This window comes from Atopomonas sediminilitoris, from assembly GCF_022601735.1.
In the GTDB taxonomy this organism is placed as follows: Bacteria; Pseudomonadota; Gammaproteobacteria; order Pseudomonadales; family Pseudomonadaceae; genus Atopomonas; species Atopomonas sediminilitoris.
On record NZ_JAKUMM010000007.1, the window covers coordinates 193,871 to 207,699 of the forward strand.

The following is a 13,829-nucleotide window of genomic DNA, read 5'->3' on the forward strand; positions in this document are numbered from 1 at the left end:
CAACGACAAAAGAATGCCCCATGACAAATGATCCGGTTTTAACCCTCGCGCTACCCATGGCCCTCGGCATCATCATGCTGGGCTTGGGGATGTCGCTCACGCTAGACGACTTCAAGCGCGTGGTGCGCTTTCCCAAGCCGGTATTGATTGGTCTGATTTGCCAGATCTTATTACTGCCCGTGGGCTGCTTCGCCATTGCCCACGCATTCGACTTGGCACCCGCCTTAGCGGTTGGCTTGATGCTGTTGGCCGCTTCGCCTGGCGGCACCAGCGCTAACCTGTACAGTCATCTCGCCCACGGCGACGTTGCGCTGAACATCACCCTCACGGCGGTGAACTCGGTCATCGCCATTTTGACCATGCCGTTTATCGTCAACCTGTCATTGATGTACTTCATGCAGGGTGACCAAGCGATTCCATTGCAATTCACCAAAGTGGTGCAAGTCTTCGCCATCGTGTTGGGCCCTGTGGCCATCGGCATGCTGCTGCGCCGCTTCACACCGAACTTTGCCCAGCGCATGGAAAAACCCGTGAAGATCATGTCGGCGCTGTTCTTAGCCGCCATCGTGATTCTCGCCATGATCAAAGACTGGCAAACCTTTGTTGATTACGCACCACTGGTTGGCGGTGCCGCGCTGGCATTCAACCTGTTGAGTATGGGTGTCGGTTACTTTGTGCCGCAGTTACTCAAACTGAACAAGCGCCAAGCGATCGCTATCGGCATGGAAATCGGCATCCACAACGGCACCCTAGCCATCGCCTTGGCCTTAAGCCCAATGTTGCTGAACAACGCCACCATGGCCATTCCCGCCGCGATTTACAGCATCATCATGTTCTTTACTGCCGCCCTGTTTGGCCTTTGGGTTAACTGGCGCCACGGTGATGAACTGAAAGAGCCCGGCGTGCAAAACCCGGCATAACGGCCTTAACAAGCAAAAAGCCCGCAGATCACACTGCGGGCTTTTTGCTTTAGCGCCAAGCTGAACGCTTAGTTCACGCCCACCACGCGGCTCACACCGTTTACGGTATTGATGCGCACACGCTGTCCCACACGGAACACCTCGCCTTCGTTCACTTGCTGAACGTAAGCGCGGGTTTGGCCTTCGTCTTCACGCACGGTGACTTCAACACCTTGGGTACGGGTAATGCCTTCTTCGGCAGCCGCACCTAACAGCCCGCCGGCTACCGCGCCAATAACAGCCGCCACGTAGCTACCCTTACCACCGCCGACGGTGCTGCCGGCAATACCGCCCACCGCTGCGCCGGCACCGGCCCCAATCGGCGATTTCGTGCCTTCAATTTGCACCGGACGCAGCGCTTCAATCGTGCCCATCCGCACCACTTGCGCCACGCGGGCCTCATCACGACTGTAGCTATCGCCGGTCAAGTTGGATGCGCAGCCTGACAACAGTAGCGATGCACCGATCATTACCGCGCCAAGAAACTTTGCCGCTACCATGGTTGTCTCCTCATTATCGAAAAATGCCATTGTGCATTGGACCTGCAACCAGCCCAAGCGTTCAAAATCATGTACTTAGACTACTTTATCATTGCTATCACTACCGCCGCCGGCTTGTATTTTCACTGGTGGCTGTATGTCCGTATTCAACGCTGGATTGCCCGCGACACTGTCAAAGCGCTGGCTGCTGGTGATCCAGAAAAGCTCACTTTCCTTGAGCAACAGCTAGCGGATGCTCAACAGCAAGGCTTACGCGGCAAACACTTGCATGCACGCCTTGAGCAAGCCGCTACTCGCTACGCAACGGAGCACTAAATGAGCCCCCGTCTAGCCTTACTCGCACTGTTCATTATAGGTCTACCCGCTGCACATGCCGGCGCACTGGAGGATTGCTACCAGCAAAATGCCACGCGCCCCTTAGTCAGCCAGTGTTTAACCCAGCGCTTAAAGCAGGCGGAGCAAGCACACCTTGCCTTTGTACAAGCCGCCGTCGCCGAGGCGCGCTCACTGGATGGCGTGACCGATGACCGCTATCGCGCCGCACAGCATTTTGCCGCCGCCGAAAAAGCCTTCAATCAATACCGCCAGAGCCAATGCGACTACCAACGTGCCATGTTTGCTTCGGGTACCGGCGCCGACCAAGCGGCCTTAGCCTGCTTGATCGACCTTACCGAGGCGCATACCGAACGCCTGCGCCGCCGCTAGCAGACAAAGCACCCGCCGACGATTACGGTGCTAACCGCTCGCGCAGCCACACCTCACCGACCTGCCGATAACGCAGGCGGTCGTGCAGGCGACTGGCACGGCCCTGCCAAAATTCAATCGCTTGCGGTACTAAACGGTATCCCCCCCAAAACTCCGGTCGGGTGGGCGTTTGCTCTTGCCAGCGCGCCTGCGCCTCGGCCAAGCGCTGATCGAGTTCTTCTCGCCCGCTGATCACATGGCTTTGTGGCGACGCCCACGCGCCAATCCGGCTGCCCAGCGGCCGCACGTTGTAATACGCATCGGACTCACTCGCGCTAATACGCTCAACTAACCCCGTGATACGTACTTGGCGCTCCATCGCCGGCCAAAAGAAGGTCATCGCGGCCTTGGGGTTTAGCGCCAGCTGCTGGCCTTTGGCGCTCTCGTAGTTACCGAAGAACACAAAGCCATGCTCATCCAAGCCCTTGAGCAGCAATACCCGACTGTGCGGCTGCCCATCAACGTCGCAGGTTGCCAACTGCATGGCATTGGCTTCAACGGGCGGCTGTTCAATTTCCACCGCCTCTGCCAGCCACTGCCGAAACAAGGTCAACGGCTCTTGAGGGGCTTGCTGCTCACTTAAACCGTCGCGCAGGTAGTCACGGCGCATACCGGCCAATTTATCGCTCATAAGACATCTCCCGACGTAGAGTCTTTAGTGTGCATCGTGACGCATGCGGCGCGATGACACAGGACAACATTACGGCTGCTGCGCCATCAACTCAGCCTCACGCGGACGCAGCCATAGCTCGACACGGCGATTAGCCGAACGTCCTTCAAGGGTTTCATTGCTGTGGCGTGGCTGGCTTTCACCCACTGCGTGCAGGCCCACTTTGCCGCGCGCGCCGGCCAAATAAAACAGCGAAGCAATCGCCTTGGCGCGCTCCTCACTGAGTTGCTGGTTCAGCGCGACCGAGCCGCTGGAGTCGGTATGGCTTTGGATCAACAGCAGCGCATCATCATCTTCTTGCAGTAACTTCGCCATCCGCCCCAACGGGCCAAGGGTGACTGGCAGCAACATGACACGCTCACGCTTAAACGAGGCATCGACAGGGGCGGTGATAAGCAGTTGATCATCACGGCGTTCCAGCGTTAGCCGGCTGCCGGCTAACGCTTCGCGCAGCACGGCTTCGCGAGTGTCCAGCCAGGCATTGAGCTGCGCCTGACGTTGCTCCGCCAACGCCTGTTCACTGAGTTTGGCCGGCGCTTGTCCGGGGAGTAATGCACACCCGCACAGCATCAACATCGCCCAACATAACAGCGCCTTTTTCATGCAAAAATCCTGTAAAAACAAACCATTAACGGGCGCGCAGTGTACGCCGGCCTTGGCTTGCAAGAAACTACAAGCAAGCGGCCACCGCTCGCGATAAACGCTGCGCGCGCGGGTCCATCAACACGTAGGGACCCATGACATTGGTGACAAAACCAAACGCCACCTCACGTTCAGGATCGGCAAAGCCCAGTGTGCCACCCGCTCCCGGATGACCAAATGCGCGGGCGCCCATGCCAAACGTCGCATTAGCCAGCGGCTGATCCAGCATAAAGCCCAGACCAAAACGTGTGGACGTCAGCAAGGTGCGATCTTCACCCACGCTGTGTTCACGCGTTGCCTCGGCCAACAGATCCGCCGGTAACAACTCGCCCGACAACAACCCTTGGTAAAAACCCGCCACTGAACGCGCATGACCTTGGCCATTAGCCGCTGGCTGCTGCATACGTCGCCATGCTGGCTTGTTGGTGCTGGTCATCACCGAAGGCGGATTAGTAAAGGCGATGGTCGACAGGTGCTTGGGCTGAGTAAAGGTGACTTTCAACAAGCGCTGCGCGGCCTCGTCGCCCATATCCCCCTTACCACGGCTAACGTGCGCCACGCGATGATCTTCGCTGGCGGGCAAGCCAATATAAAAATCTAAGCCCAGTGCCTTGGCGGTGCGTGCCACGATGGCGTCACCGGCACTGCGCCCGTCCACGCGGCGCAACACCTCGCCCACTAGCCAGCCGTAGGTGATCGGCGCATAACCATGCGCCGCGCCCGCAGGCCACGCTGGCGCGCAGTCGGCCATCGCCGCGCACATGCGTGTCCAGTCAAACAAGTCCTCGGCGGCCACCGCGGTCGTCACTGCGGGCAAGCCTGCTTGATGACACAACAGGTGGCGCACGCTGATCGTGTGTTTGCCGTGAGCGGCAAACTCCGGCCAATACTCGGCCACCGGGGCATCCAGCTGTAGCCGACCCTCAGCCACCAACTGCAACAACGCCACCGCAGCGAAGGGTTTGGTGCAGGAAAACAAGTTCACCAGCGTGTCTTGCTGCCACGGGGCTTGATTGTCTTTATCCGCCACGCCGCCCCACAAGTCGATCACGGTTTCTCCGCCGACTTGCACGCACAGTGCCAAACCGCGTGCTTGCGGCGCCTGTAACAGCTCAGCAAAAGCCTGCTCGACCGCTGCAAACTGGGCATTACAAAAGCCTTGAGGGGTCATGCTCTGATTCCTAATGATTTTTTCTTGAGTTTGCCACGTTTGGCCTACCAAGCGGAAAAACGCCAACTATGCTCAAAGAAAACACCAACACCCCGATGACCTTGGAGTTGCCTTATGACCCTGGATGAGCTGTTTAACAAGATTCATGACCTGCCAACCATTCCCAAAGTGGTGCAGGAGCTCATACAAATGTTCAATGATCCAAACGCCGATCTGGATAAAATCGCGGACAAAATCAGCCTCGAGCAAGTGATCAGCGCCAAAGTGCTGCGCTTGGCTAACTCCCCGCGCTTTCGTGGCTCGCAAGAGATTACCTCCATCGGCGATGCCAGCAGTCGTTTGGGCATGAACACCTTACGCACCCTTGTAATGGCCTCGGCCGTGACGGGCGCGTTTAAAACCGGCCCAAGCTTTGACATCAAAGCCTTTTGGCTTCAGAGCTTTCAGGTCGGCACCATTGCTCGACTGGTTGCCAGACAGCTCAAGCAAAACACCGAAACGGCCTTTACCTGCGGCATGCTGCATGACATTGGCGAACTACTGATCCAAGTAGCGCTGCCCGATGTTGCCGAGTCGATCAACAAAGCTTCTGGCGGCACCGAAGAAGGACGGCGCGAACAAGAGAATCTGCAACTGGGCTTCAGCTTCACCCACGTCGGCGCTGAACTAGCAAAACGCTGGAAGTTTCCAACAGCCATGCAAGAAGCCATTGAGTTCCAGTTCCGGCACCGCGAAGCCCCCGAAGGCAACGCCATGCCGAAAATTCTCGCCATCGCCAACCAAGTTCAGCGCGGCGTTGTCGCCAACGGCTTAAACGATGAATGCAAAGCCATGCTCGGCGACCTGCCCGTGATGCGCGAGCTCGACATGGACAAGTTGTTTGAAGACTTACCCGCAGCCCTTGAGGCGGACAAGTCCTTTGCAGAGATGCTGTCTTAACGAAAAGACTCGCACCTGAACGTAAAACGCCAGCCCTTGCGGCTGGCGTTTTATTTAATCTATTTGCCGCTTAAACGGCGGCAAGCCATTAAGAATGGCTTTGCCGTAACGCTTAGTCACCACGCGCCGATCCAGCAGGCTAATCACCCCCGTATCGCTCTCGCTACGCAGCAAACGCCCACAAGCCTGCACCAGTTTTAGCGCCGCATCCGGCACGGTGATTTCCATAAACGGGTTACCGCCACGCGCCTCGATCCATTCAGCCAACGCGGCTTCGACGGGATCATCTGGCACCGCAAACGGCAGTTTGGCGATCACCACATGCTCACAGTAGGCCCCCGGCAAATCGACGCCTTCGGCAAAGCTAGCCAGCCCGAACAGCACGCTGGGCTCGTCGTCATCGACGCGCGCTTTGTGCCGATTAAGGGTTTCTTGCTTGGACAAGTTGCCTTGGATCAGCACCCGCTTACGCCAATCGCGCTCTAGGCCATCGAACACTTCCTGCATTTGCCGACGCGAGGAGAACAGCACCAAAGCGCCGCGCACATCCTGCAACAGCTCAGGCAACAGGCGAATAATCTCACGGCTATGGCCTTGATTATCGCTCGGCTCACACGCCATCGCCGGCACCCTTAGCACCCCCGCCTCGGCATGTTGAAAGGGGCTGGGCACCACACTGGTGGTGCTGCTACGCGGCAAGCCCGCCCTCTGGCTAAAGCGATCAAAACGCCCCAGCGCAGTCAACGTGGCAGAGGTCACCAAGGCACCGTGGGCACGTAGCCACAAATGTTGGCGCAGTGTTTCGGCAGCCAAGATGGGGCTGGCGTGCACTTCAATATCAAACAACGAGCCGCTGTCAGCCAAGCTCAACCAGCGCGCGGTTGGCGGCGCTTCGGCGGGGTCTTCGCTGGTAAAGAGCAGCCACAACGCCCAGTTAGCTTCGGCGCGCCCTTGCAAGCTGCCAAATAAGGGGTACCACTGCTCCGCTTGCTGGGCGCTAATCCCAATCGCCTCGCCTTCCATGCCTTCCTTAAGCAGATCGGTAATTTTGCTCAACTGGTCGTTAAGGCGGGAAAAACCTTTTTTAAGCTCCTGACCCATTTCGCGCAGCTCGCTGGGGATAACCCCACCGGGAAAGCGATGACGAGGACGCTCGCGACCTTGTTCATCTTCGCCAAGATGAAACTCAGCCAAGCTTTCACAGGCAGAAAAAACGAACTGCTGCTGGCTTTTGATCTCACGCGCCAACTCCGGCAGCGGCTCGATCAAGCGCCCCAGATCGCCCGGCAAAGGGTTCTGCGCCAGCAACTTAGTCAGATTGCGCGCCAATTGCTCTAACCAGTCAGCGGTGCTCCGCAAGCGCGTGCTGTAGGCAAAGTGATTGATGGCCTTATCGGGCAGGTGATGCCCTTCGTCAAAGATATACAGCGTGTCGCTCGGGTCCGGCAAAATGGCGCCGCCACCTAAGGCCAAATCGGCCAGCACCAAGTCATGGTTCGTGACGATCACTTCGCTCTGGTTCAGCCCTTCACGGGCCTTGAAAAAAGCGCACTGCTGAAAGTTCGGGCAGTATCGATTGGTGCACTGGGTATGGTCGGTGGTGAGGCGGCTCCATTGCTCGTCCTCAATCGCCTCAGGCCAGCTGTCGCGATCACCGTTCCAACGATTGCCCGCTAGCTTATCGATCATGCTTTGGTACAGCGCCAGCGCCCCTTCATCCACATCAATACGAAAGCCTTCTTCGGCAAACATTTGTGCGGTGGAGTTATTCGCCGAGCTGTCTTGCAGCAAGGTATCCAGCTTGGACAAGCACAGATAACGGCCACGCCCTTTGGCCAAGGTAAAGGAAAACTTCAGCGCCGCATGACGGGCGATATCCGGTAGATCTTTGTTAACGATTTGCTCTTGCAGGGCCACCGTCGCCGTGGCGATCACCAACTTCTTCCCGCTGGCCTTGGCGATGGGCAACGCGGCCAAGCAATACGCCACGGTTTTCCCCGTGCCGGTGCCAGCCTCTACCGCACACACCGCTGGCTCACCAAGGCGCTTACCTTCGTCATCGACGCTGATACTACCCAGCGTGCGCGCCACCTCGGCGATCATCAGCCGCTGGCCATAGCGCGGTTTTAACTCGCGGCTTTCCAGAAAGGTGCGATAAGCGTCTTGGATCTGGGTTTTCAGTTGATCGGTGAGCATGGCGGTCCTCAGTCAGAGGCGCATGATACCCCAGCCAGATCAGGATGCCTTGGCCGCGCGCGGCGGCTGCACTTGTTTGATCAGCTTCAGCAGGCCAGCAGCGCCGTCTGAGCCGGGCTGTCCAGCTTGACCGGCGCGACCAGCACGACCACCAGGCTTGCCGTATACACCACAGAATTTAATTTTTCCGCCACGACCGCCCGCGCCCGGCAAGCCACCTTCGCCGCCTGCGCCGCCTTGCAGCTGAACCTGCAGCGTATTGTCTGGCGCCGTGTCTGGCAGATAAATAATCACTTCTGCCCCGTTACCGCCATTACCACCTTGGCCGCCATGACCGCCATCGGCACCATTTGTGGCGGAGCGGAACCAGCAGTTACCACGATAGCCGTGCGCCCCGGCAATGCCGGCGTCACCTTGGCCACCCTCACCGCCACGGGCATCAATAATCAAACCGCGCCCCTGAATCGAGGCCAAATGCAGCACCAAAGGCCGCGCCGAAGCGCCAGCTTGACCGACATCGCCGGCACGACCGCTGGCATCAATCACGCTACCCGGCGCGACAATGGCTTCTTGTACGGTTAATTCGAAACGTTGATGCCCTGGGGGGAGCTTTAACCGTGCCTGCTCAGCCAACAGCAAGCGCCCCACATCAAGCGCTTTCACGCCTCGCGGAACGACCAAACGCTCGCCGGCATCCACTTCTAGGTAATCAAGCTGCAAGCGCCCTTCGCTTTGCCCAAGGCGGTACACAGGAAAGTCCGCCTGCGCCAATGGCGACAACAAACCGCTAAGCAAAGCCGCCGAGCCTAAAGTACTGAGCAAACGGTAACGCGCTAACAACACAACATTCCCCAAAAAATAAAGGGCGGCCCCGAAGAGCCGCCGATTCTAGCCGAAAAGCCTACGCAACCGAGTAGGCTGATCCGGTCTTACGATTAATTATCGACGAACAGCTCAACGCGGCGGTTTTGTGCGCGCCCTTCGCGAGTTGCGTTATCCGCCATCGGGCGACTTTCGCCGTAACCCATCGGGTTTAGCTGGTCATCATTAACGCCTTGGCTGACCAAGTAATCATGCGCTGATTGCGCACGGCGCTCCGACAAACCTTGGTTGTAGCTATCAGCACCCACGCTGTCGGTGTGACCACCGACGGTAATCACCGCATTGGGGAATTGCTTCAAGCGCAGCGCCACTTCTGCCAAGCGCGCTTTGGCGCCTTCGGTTAGCTCGGCCGAGTCAAAGGCAAACAGCACCTCATCAACATCGCTAAGTACAATGGTTTCATCCGCTGGCATCGGCGCTGGCTCAGGCTCGGCCATAATCGGGCAGCCGACTTCATCCACTGGCGTGCCCATGGGGGTATCTGGACACTCATCGCGGCTGTCCAGCACACCATCGCCATCGCTGTCCTTATCGCCATGCACCCAGCAATACGCCGCGGCCGTCACACCCACTGCCGCGCCCACGGCGCCAGCCATGGTACTGCTTTCAATGGCGCCCAAACCGGCACCGGTGGCACCACCAATCAGCCCGCAGATAGGCCAATCAGTGCGCATTAATCCTTGGCTGGAACAACCTGCAAGCGCAGTACTCAGCACCAACACGCCCATTACTTTTTTCGTTGACATGGTTTCGCCTCCTTTCGGCGTTGTTCCATAAACAAGTCCCGAACAAGTAAAGTAGATAAACGCCCATCCTGCCGGCAAAACGGCCATTTTTTGGATATTGCATGAGCGATTTATTACAACAAGCGCTGCTCACCCGCATCGCACAACACCGCCCCAAGCAGCTGTTATGGCTGGGCCAACCTTCCGCAGATCTCCAAGCATGGCTGAGCAAAGCGCTGCCGGACTGTCACCTGCACTGCCACCCTGAATTGCCCCCAGCCCAACGCTTTGATCTGTGCGTCATCGACGGCCCGTTGGAGCAACTCAGCAAAAGCGCCGGCCAAGCGCTGATCGGCCAGGTGCGCAACCTTTACAGCAGCCAATTACTGATTGCTCTGCGCCCTGCGGCGCAGCAATGGCTAGAAACCGATCTGTACGCCCACGCCGTGGTGCTGGACGAACGCTTCAATGACTGTGCGCAACCGGCGTGGCTAGCCAGCTATAACCTGCTGCACTACAAGCCCGCTCCAGACTGGCTGAACGCACGTTTTTGGGCCAACCCTGAGATGTTCGACAAGTTCAGGTGGTAGCCAATGAACCCTAATGAGCCATGCCCTTGCGGATCGCAGAAGTCATTTGCGCAGTGCTGCGCAAGCGTGCAACAGCAAGGGGCCGCCACCCCAGAAGCGCTGATGCGCTCACGCTACAGCGCCTATGCGTTGGGCATGCTGGATTACTTGGTCGCCACCACGTTGCCCGCCCAGCAAGCAGGGCTAGATCAACCGGCCATGCAACAGTGGAGCACACAAAGCCAGTGGCTTGGCCTTACGGTGCTCGCCAGTGGCGATCAAGCAGACAGTACGCCGGCTCGCGGCTGGGTGCGCTTTCAAGTGCGCTGGCAAGAGCCACAAGGCGAGGCACAGAGCCATGAGGAGCTATCGCACTTTGTCCGCGGCGCAGATCAGCGCTGGTACTTCATTGACCCCACTGTTCCACTGAAGCTTGAGCGCAATGCACATTGCCCCTGCGGCAGTGCGCGCAAAGTAAAAAAGTGTTGCGGTCCGTATCTCGGGGCGTAACGCCCCTACAGCAACCAATACAGCAGCCAATACACGCGGCGCCCTTGAGCGCCGCCGTCGGTATTAGCCATTCTCCAGCTTAAGATGACTGGTATCCGGTGCTGGCGGTGGCGGTGGTGCTTTCGCCTGCCCCATATCGCTGCCCACCGGTGCCAGCTGCATGCCCGACAAATCCAGCGCCGGTGCTTGTGGCTCCGGCTTGGCATCGGCCAAATCCGCACCTAATGGCGCCAAAGGCAAGTCTGGGGCATCTACCTCAGCAAAGGCGGCCATATACTCATCGCGCGGGGCTACTTTTAAGCGTGCGCCCGTGGCAGTGGCCACCGCCTGCGCCACCGCGCTGGGCACGTTAGCCGGCACATCAGTCACTGGCGCTGCAGTTTGCGCAGGGGCTTGAACTGGTGCAGGGGCTGGGGCCGTCTCAGCCATGCTGCCGGCCATCGGGCTGACCTCTACGTGCGCCCCAGCACGCGCCAAGGTTTGTTGGTAGCGCTGGGCCGTCTCAGCATCCAAGTTGTTTTTAATCACCGTGCGCCGGCCGGAAAACAACAAGGCGATACGCTGCGCATCCGCTTGAAACAACTTCGTCAGATTAGCCTTAACCTGCGCCTCATCGGCACCGGGGACTAACGCCCCTGAAAACGCCACTTCAAACAGACTCATGCCTTCGCGCTCCAGTACTTATTGGTTTCATCTTAACCGCTCACACTTGAATCACAACCGCTTGCGCCACTTCGCGCGCTTGTTACACTGCCCGCGTCACAGATGGAGCCCGCGATGTTAAGAACGGCACTACCAATAATAAAAATAAGCCTGCTGCTGATGCTGCTTCTGCAAAGCGGTTGCGCCCTGTTCTCGGGCAGTCAGTACCGTGAACCTGAAATCAGCCTTGAGCAGGTGGAGGTAGAAAAAGCCAGCCTGTGGGAACAGCGCCTTGCGCTAACCATTCGCGTGGACAACCCTAACAGTGTCAGCCTGCCGATCAACAAGTTGATTTACAGCGTGGATCTGGATGGTGTGCTATTGGCCAGCGGACAATCCAACTCCAGCTTTACCGTGCCCGCCAACGGGCACCGACGCGTCACGCTGCCGGTACGCACGAACCTGTGGCGACACATTAAACGCATCGTCAAAATGCTCGAAAAGCCGGATAATCCTGTCCCTTACCGTCTGCGCGGCGAAGTCAAAACAGGCATGCTGTTTGGCCAAACGCTCACCGTTGATCGCAGCGGTCACTTATTACCCAACCAGTTCATTCCGGATTAACTGATGTCCCAGCAGCAACCCCACGTACACGACGAACACTGCAATCACGATCATGACCACACGCATGACCACGGCCACGTGCACGGCCCGCACTGCAACCACGGCCATCACGAGCCGGTGCGCAACCCGCTAAAAGAAGTCGGCCGCAACGACCCTTGCCCTTGCGGCAGTGGCAGCAAATTCAAAAAGTGCCATGGCCGTTAATCTGCTGTGGTGGCTTGCCGGCGCACTGGTTATTGCCGCGCTGGCGGGCTACGCGCTGTGGTTATGGCGCCGCGTTTGGGCACAACAAAAAGCCCAGCAAAAACAAGTGACCGAGCAACAGCACGTCGTAAGTCAGGATCTGCGTTTCTTGGCTGAAAGCCTGTTAAACGGCCAATTACCGTTTATTGAGGGCTGCCTGCGGATCAAGGTGCTACTCGATCACCACAGCCCAGATGCCAGCCTCAACGCCGACTGGGCGGTATTTCAGCAAGTCTACGCCGCCACCGCTCACATCCCCACGCATGCTGCCTGGAAAGCGCTGAGCAAAAATGAGCGCCGCGCCTTTGAGCAGGTGTTTAGCCAGCTTGAGCAACAACACCTCGAAGCCGCCAAGCGCGCCGCACAAACCCTGCTCCAACAGCACTGAGTCTTCGCGCGCCGCAAGCCCGCGCGCATGAATGCCATTTATCGAACAACTGACCGCCGTTCATGTGCCTAACGCGCCGGCATCAGGTAGAATGCAGCTCTTTTTTCGGCGCCAGCCGCCATGACTTTGAACTTAGGGGAACGCCATGTTCAGCCGTGATTTGACCCTCGCCCGCTACGATGCCGACCTCGCGGCCGCCATGGGCCAAGAAGCCCAGCGCCAAGAAGAGCACATCGAGCTGATTGCCTCGGAAAACTACACCAGCCCAGCGGTGATGGAAGCCCAAGGCAGCGTTCTGACCAACAAGTACGCCGAAGGCTATCCGCACAAGCGTTACTACGGCGGCTGCGAATACGTCGACATCGTTGAGCAACTGGCCATTGATCGCGCGAAAGAGCTGTTTGGCGCCGACTACGCCAACGTACAACCGCACTCAGGCAGCCAAGCCAACGGCGCGGTGTTCCAAGCGCTGGTTAAGCCGGGCGACACCATTTTAGGCATGAGCCTGGCCCACGGCGGCCACCTGACTCACGGCGCTAGCGTTAACTTCTCCGGCAAGCACTACAACGCCGTGCAGTACGGCATCGACACCACCACCGGCCTGATCAACTACGACGAAGTCGAAGCGTTGGCCGTTGAGCACCAGCCCAAGATGATCATTGCGGGCTTCTCTGCCTACTCACAGGTGTTGGACTTCGCGCGCTTCCGCGCCATCGCAGACAAAGTCGGTGCCTACCTGTTTGTCGACATGGCTCACGTAGCCGGCTTGGTTGCCGCTGGCGTGTACCCCAACCCCGTGCCGTTTGCCGACGTTGTCACCACCACCACGCACAAAACCCTGCGCGGCCCGCGTGGCGGCTTGATTCTGGCCAAAGCCAACGAAGAGATTGAGAAGAAGCTCAACTCCGCCGTATTCCCAGGCGGCCAAGGTGGCCCGCTGATGCACGTGATTGCCGCCAAGGCCGTGTGCTTCAAAGAAGCCCTGCAAGACGACTTCAAGACCTATCAACAGCAAGTGGTGAAAAACGCCCAGGCCATGGCCAAAGTGTTTATCGAGCGTGGCTTTGATGTGGTTTCCGGCGGCACCCAAAACCACTTGTTCCTGCTCTCGCTGATCAAGCAAGACATCACCGGTAAAGATGCCGACGCGGCGCTTGGCCGTGCCTTCATCACCGTGAACAAGAACGCCGTCCCCAACGACCCACGTTCGCCCTTTGTGACCTCGGGTCTGCGTATCGGCACCCCCGCCGTGACCACTCGCGGCTTCGGCGAAGCCGAGTGCAGCCAGTTGGCCACGTGGATTTGCGACATCCTCGACAACATGGGCGATGAGTCCGTGGTCGATGCCGTACGCGAAAAAGTCAAAGCGGTGTGCGCTAAGCTGCCTGTTTACGGCGCTTAAGTCACCCAGCGGTAACACTCAGC

At 58.4% G+C, this 13,829-nt stretch carries 18 protein-coding genes; 10 read left to right on the plus strand and 8 right to left on the minus strand.

Annotated elements, in window-relative coordinates:
* The first annotated feature begins 20 nt into the window (after window positions 1–20).
* Window positions 21–920, plus strand: a complete 900-nt coding sequence (locus tag MKI83_RS12535) for a bile acid:sodium symporter family protein (protein ID WP_241586814.1) — start codon at window positions 21–23, stop codon at window positions 918–920.
* Between the two features lie 68 nt (window positions 921–988).
* Here MKI83_RS12535 and MKI83_RS12540 read toward each other — a convergent pair whose 3' ends face one another.
* On the minus strand, window positions 989–1,459 hold the full coding sequence (locus tag MKI83_RS12540; RefSeq protein ID WP_241586825.1) for an outer membrane lipoprotein: 471 nt from the start codon (window positions 1,457–1,459) through the stop codon (window positions 989–991).
* A gap of 69 nt (window positions 1,460–1,528) precedes the next feature.
* Here MKI83_RS12540 and MKI83_RS12545 point away from each other — a divergent pair, with 69 nt between their 5' ends.
* Window positions 1,529–1,774 carry a hypothetical protein gene (locus MKI83_RS12545; protein ID WP_241586827.1) on the plus strand — a complete coding sequence of 82 codons (246 nt, stop codon included), beginning with the start codon at window positions 1,529–1,531 and terminating at the stop codon, window positions 1,772–1,774.
* On the plus strand, window positions 1,775–2,164 hold the full coding sequence (locus MKI83_RS12550) for a lysozyme inhibitor LprI family protein (protein ID WP_241586829.1): 390 nt from the start codon (window positions 1,775–1,777) through the stop codon (window positions 2,162–2,164).
* A gap of 22 nt (window positions 2,165–2,186) precedes the next feature.
* Here MKI83_RS12550 and pdxH read toward each other — a convergent pair whose 3' ends face one another.
* The 3 genes from pdxH to MKI83_RS12565 form a co-directional block, all read right to left on the minus strand.
* On the minus strand, window positions 2,187–2,834 hold the full coding sequence (gene pdxH / locus MKI83_RS12555) for a pyridoxamine 5'-phosphate oxidase (RefSeq protein ID WP_241586831.1): 648 nt from the start codon (window positions 2,832–2,834) through the stop codon (window positions 2,187–2,189).
* A 69-nt stretch (window positions 2,835–2,903) separates the two neighbouring features.
* Window positions 2,904–3,476, minus strand: coding sequence for an OmpA family protein (locus MKI83_RS12560; protein ID WP_241586840.1), 573 nt, complete (start codon window positions 3,474–3,476; stop codon window positions 2,904–2,906).
* A 67-nt stretch (window positions 3,477–3,543) separates the two neighbouring features.
* Window positions 3,544–4,686 carry a serine hydrolase domain-containing protein gene (locus MKI83_RS12565; RefSeq protein ID WP_241586842.1) on the minus strand — a complete coding sequence of 381 codons (1,143 nt, stop codon included), beginning with the start codon at window positions 4,684–4,686 and terminating at the stop codon, window positions 3,544–3,546.
* A gap of 114 nt (window positions 4,687–4,800) precedes the next feature.
* On the opposite strand from MKI83_RS12565, the gene MKI83_RS12570 reads away from it, so the two are divergent.
* Entirely contained in the window at window positions 4,801–5,625 is an 825-nt protein-coding gene (locus MKI83_RS12570; protein WP_241586843.1) for an HDOD domain-containing protein, read from the plus strand.
* 54 nt (window positions 5,626–5,679) lie between these two features.
* Here the strand turns inward: MKI83_RS12570 and dinG are convergent, their stop codons facing one another.
* The 3 genes from dinG to MKI83_RS12585 form a co-directional block, all read right to left on the minus strand.
* Window positions 5,680–7,821 (minus strand): ATP-dependent DNA helicase DinG, encoded by a 2,142-nt coding sequence (gene dinG, locus MKI83_RS12575; protein ID WP_241586845.1) that lies wholly within the window; start codon window positions 7,819–7,821, stop codon window positions 5,680–5,682.
* A 39-nt stretch (window positions 7,822–7,860) separates the two neighbouring features.
* Window positions 7,861–8,664: a collagen-like protein gene (locus tag MKI83_RS12580; RefSeq protein WP_241586847.1), complete on the minus strand. Its 804-nt coding sequence runs from the start codon at window positions 8,662–8,664 to the stop codon at window positions 7,861–7,863.
* A gap of 92 nt (window positions 8,665–8,756) precedes the next feature.
* Complete coding sequence (locus tag MKI83_RS12585) at window positions 8,757–9,449, minus strand: PA1041 family peptidoglycan-binding anchor lipoprotein (RefSeq protein ID WP_241586849.1); 693 nt, start codon at window positions 9,447–9,449, stop codon at window positions 8,757–8,759.
* A gap of 101 nt (window positions 9,450–9,550) precedes the next feature.
* Here MKI83_RS12585 and MKI83_RS12590 point away from each other — a divergent pair, with 101 nt between their 5' ends.
* Together MKI83_RS12590 and MKI83_RS12595 are read left to right on the plus strand one after the other, a co-directional pair.
* Window positions 9,551–10,018 carry a DUF6231 family protein gene (locus MKI83_RS12590; RefSeq protein ID WP_241586851.1) on the plus strand — a complete coding sequence of 156 codons (468 nt, stop codon included), beginning with the start codon at window positions 9,551–9,553 and terminating at the stop codon, window positions 10,016–10,018.
* Window positions 10,019–10,021: 3 nt separating this feature from the next.
* Complete coding sequence (locus MKI83_RS12595) at window positions 10,022–10,507, plus strand: YchJ family protein (RefSeq protein WP_241586860.1); 486 nt, start codon at window positions 10,022–10,024, stop codon at window positions 10,505–10,507.
* A 63-nt stretch (window positions 10,508–10,570) separates the two neighbouring features.
* Here the strand turns inward: MKI83_RS12595 and MKI83_RS12600 are convergent, their stop codons facing one another.
* Window positions 10,571–11,170, minus strand: coding sequence for a hypothetical protein (locus MKI83_RS12600; RefSeq protein ID WP_241586863.1), 600 nt, complete (start codon window positions 11,168–11,170; stop codon window positions 10,571–10,573).
* A 159-nt stretch (window positions 11,171–11,329) separates the two neighbouring features.
* Here MKI83_RS12600 and MKI83_RS12605 point away from each other — a divergent pair, with 159 nt between their 5' ends.
* The 4 genes from MKI83_RS12605 to glyA all read left to right on the plus strand — a co-directional run bounded on the left by MKI83_RS12605 (window position 11,330) and on the right by glyA (window position 13,806).
* A complete protein-coding gene (locus MKI83_RS12605) occupies window positions 11,330–11,773 on the plus strand; it encodes an LEA/WHy family protein (protein WP_241586865.1) in 444 nt (147 codons plus the stop codon).
* 3 nt (window positions 11,774–11,776) lie between these two features.
* Complete coding sequence (locus MKI83_RS12610) at window positions 11,777–11,977, plus strand: SEC-C metal-binding domain-containing protein (RefSeq protein WP_241586866.1); 201 nt, start codon at window positions 11,777–11,779, stop codon at window positions 11,975–11,977.
* Entirely contained in the window at window positions 11,967–12,404 is a 438-nt protein-coding gene (locus tag MKI83_RS12615; protein ID WP_241586868.1) for a DUF2489 domain-containing protein, read from the plus strand. Before MKI83_RS12610 ends, MKI83_RS12615 begins: the two co-directional genes overlap by 11 nt.
* Before the next feature lie 145 nt (window positions 12,405–12,549).
* Window positions 12,550–13,806, plus strand: coding sequence for a serine hydroxymethyltransferase (gene glyA / locus MKI83_RS12620; protein ID WP_241586870.1), 1,257 nt, complete (start codon window positions 12,550–12,552; stop codon window positions 13,804–13,806).
* The last annotated feature ends 23 nt before the right edge of the window (window positions 13,807–13,829 follow it).

Coding starts and splice junctions, on each gene's coding strand:
- MKI83_RS12535 (WP_241586814.1), top strand. CDS start 21: ATGACAAATGATCCGGTTTTAACCCTCGCGCTACCCATGGCCCTCGGC.
- MKI83_RS12540 (WP_241586825.1), bottom strand. CDS start 1,459: ATGGTAGCGGCAAAGTTTCTTGGCGCGGTAATGATCGGTGCATCGCTA.
- MKI83_RS12545 (WP_241586827.1), top strand. CDS start 1,529: ATGTACTTAGACTACTTTATCATTGCTATCACTACCGCCGCCGGCTTG.
- MKI83_RS12550 (WP_241586829.1), top strand. CDS start 1,775: ATGAGCCCCCGTCTAGCCTTACTCGCACTGTTCATTATAGGTCTACCC.
- pdxH (WP_241586831.1), bottom strand. CDS start 2,834: ATGAGCGATAAATTGGCCGGTATGCGCCGTGACTACCTGCGCGACGGT.
- MKI83_RS12560 (WP_241586840.1), bottom strand. CDS start 3,476: ATGAAAAAGGCGCTGTTATGTTGGGCGATGTTGATGCTGTGCGGGTGT.
- MKI83_RS12565 (WP_241586842.1), bottom strand. CDS start 4,686: ATGACCCCTCAAGGCTTTTGTAATGCCCAGTTTGCAGCGGTCGAGCAG.
- MKI83_RS12570 (WP_241586843.1), top strand. CDS start 4,801: ATGACCCTGGATGAGCTGTTTAACAAGATTCATGACCTGCCAACCATT.
- dinG (WP_241586845.1), bottom strand. CDS start 7,821: ATGCTCACCGATCAACTGAAAACCCAGATCCAAGACGCTTATCGCACC.
- MKI83_RS12585 (WP_241586849.1), bottom strand. CDS start 9,449: ATGTCAACGAAAAAAGTAATGGGCGTGTTGGTGCTGAGTACTGCGCTT.
- MKI83_RS12590 (WP_241586851.1), top strand. CDS start 9,551: ATGAGCGATTTATTACAACAAGCGCTGCTCACCCGCATCGCACAACAC.
- MKI83_RS12595 (WP_241586860.1), top strand. CDS start 10,022: ATGAACCCTAATGAGCCATGCCCTTGCGGATCGCAGAAGTCATTTGCG.
- MKI83_RS12600 (WP_241586863.1), bottom strand. CDS start 11,170: ATGAGTCTGTTTGAAGTGGCGTTTTCAGGGGCGTTAGTCCCCGGTGCC.
- MKI83_RS12605 (WP_241586865.1), top strand. CDS start 11,330: ATGCTGCTTCTGCAAAGCGGTTGCGCCCTGTTCTCGGGCAGTCAGTAC.
- MKI83_RS12610 (WP_241586866.1), top strand. CDS start 11,777: ATGTCCCAGCAGCAACCCCACGTACACGACGAACACTGCAATCACGAT.
- MKI83_RS12615 (WP_241586868.1), top strand. CDS start 11,967: ATGGCCGTTAATCTGCTGTGGTGGCTTGCCGGCGCACTGGTTATTGCC.
- glyA (WP_241586870.1), top strand. CDS start 12,550: ATGTTCAGCCGTGATTTGACCCTCGCCCGCTACGATGCCGACCTCGCG.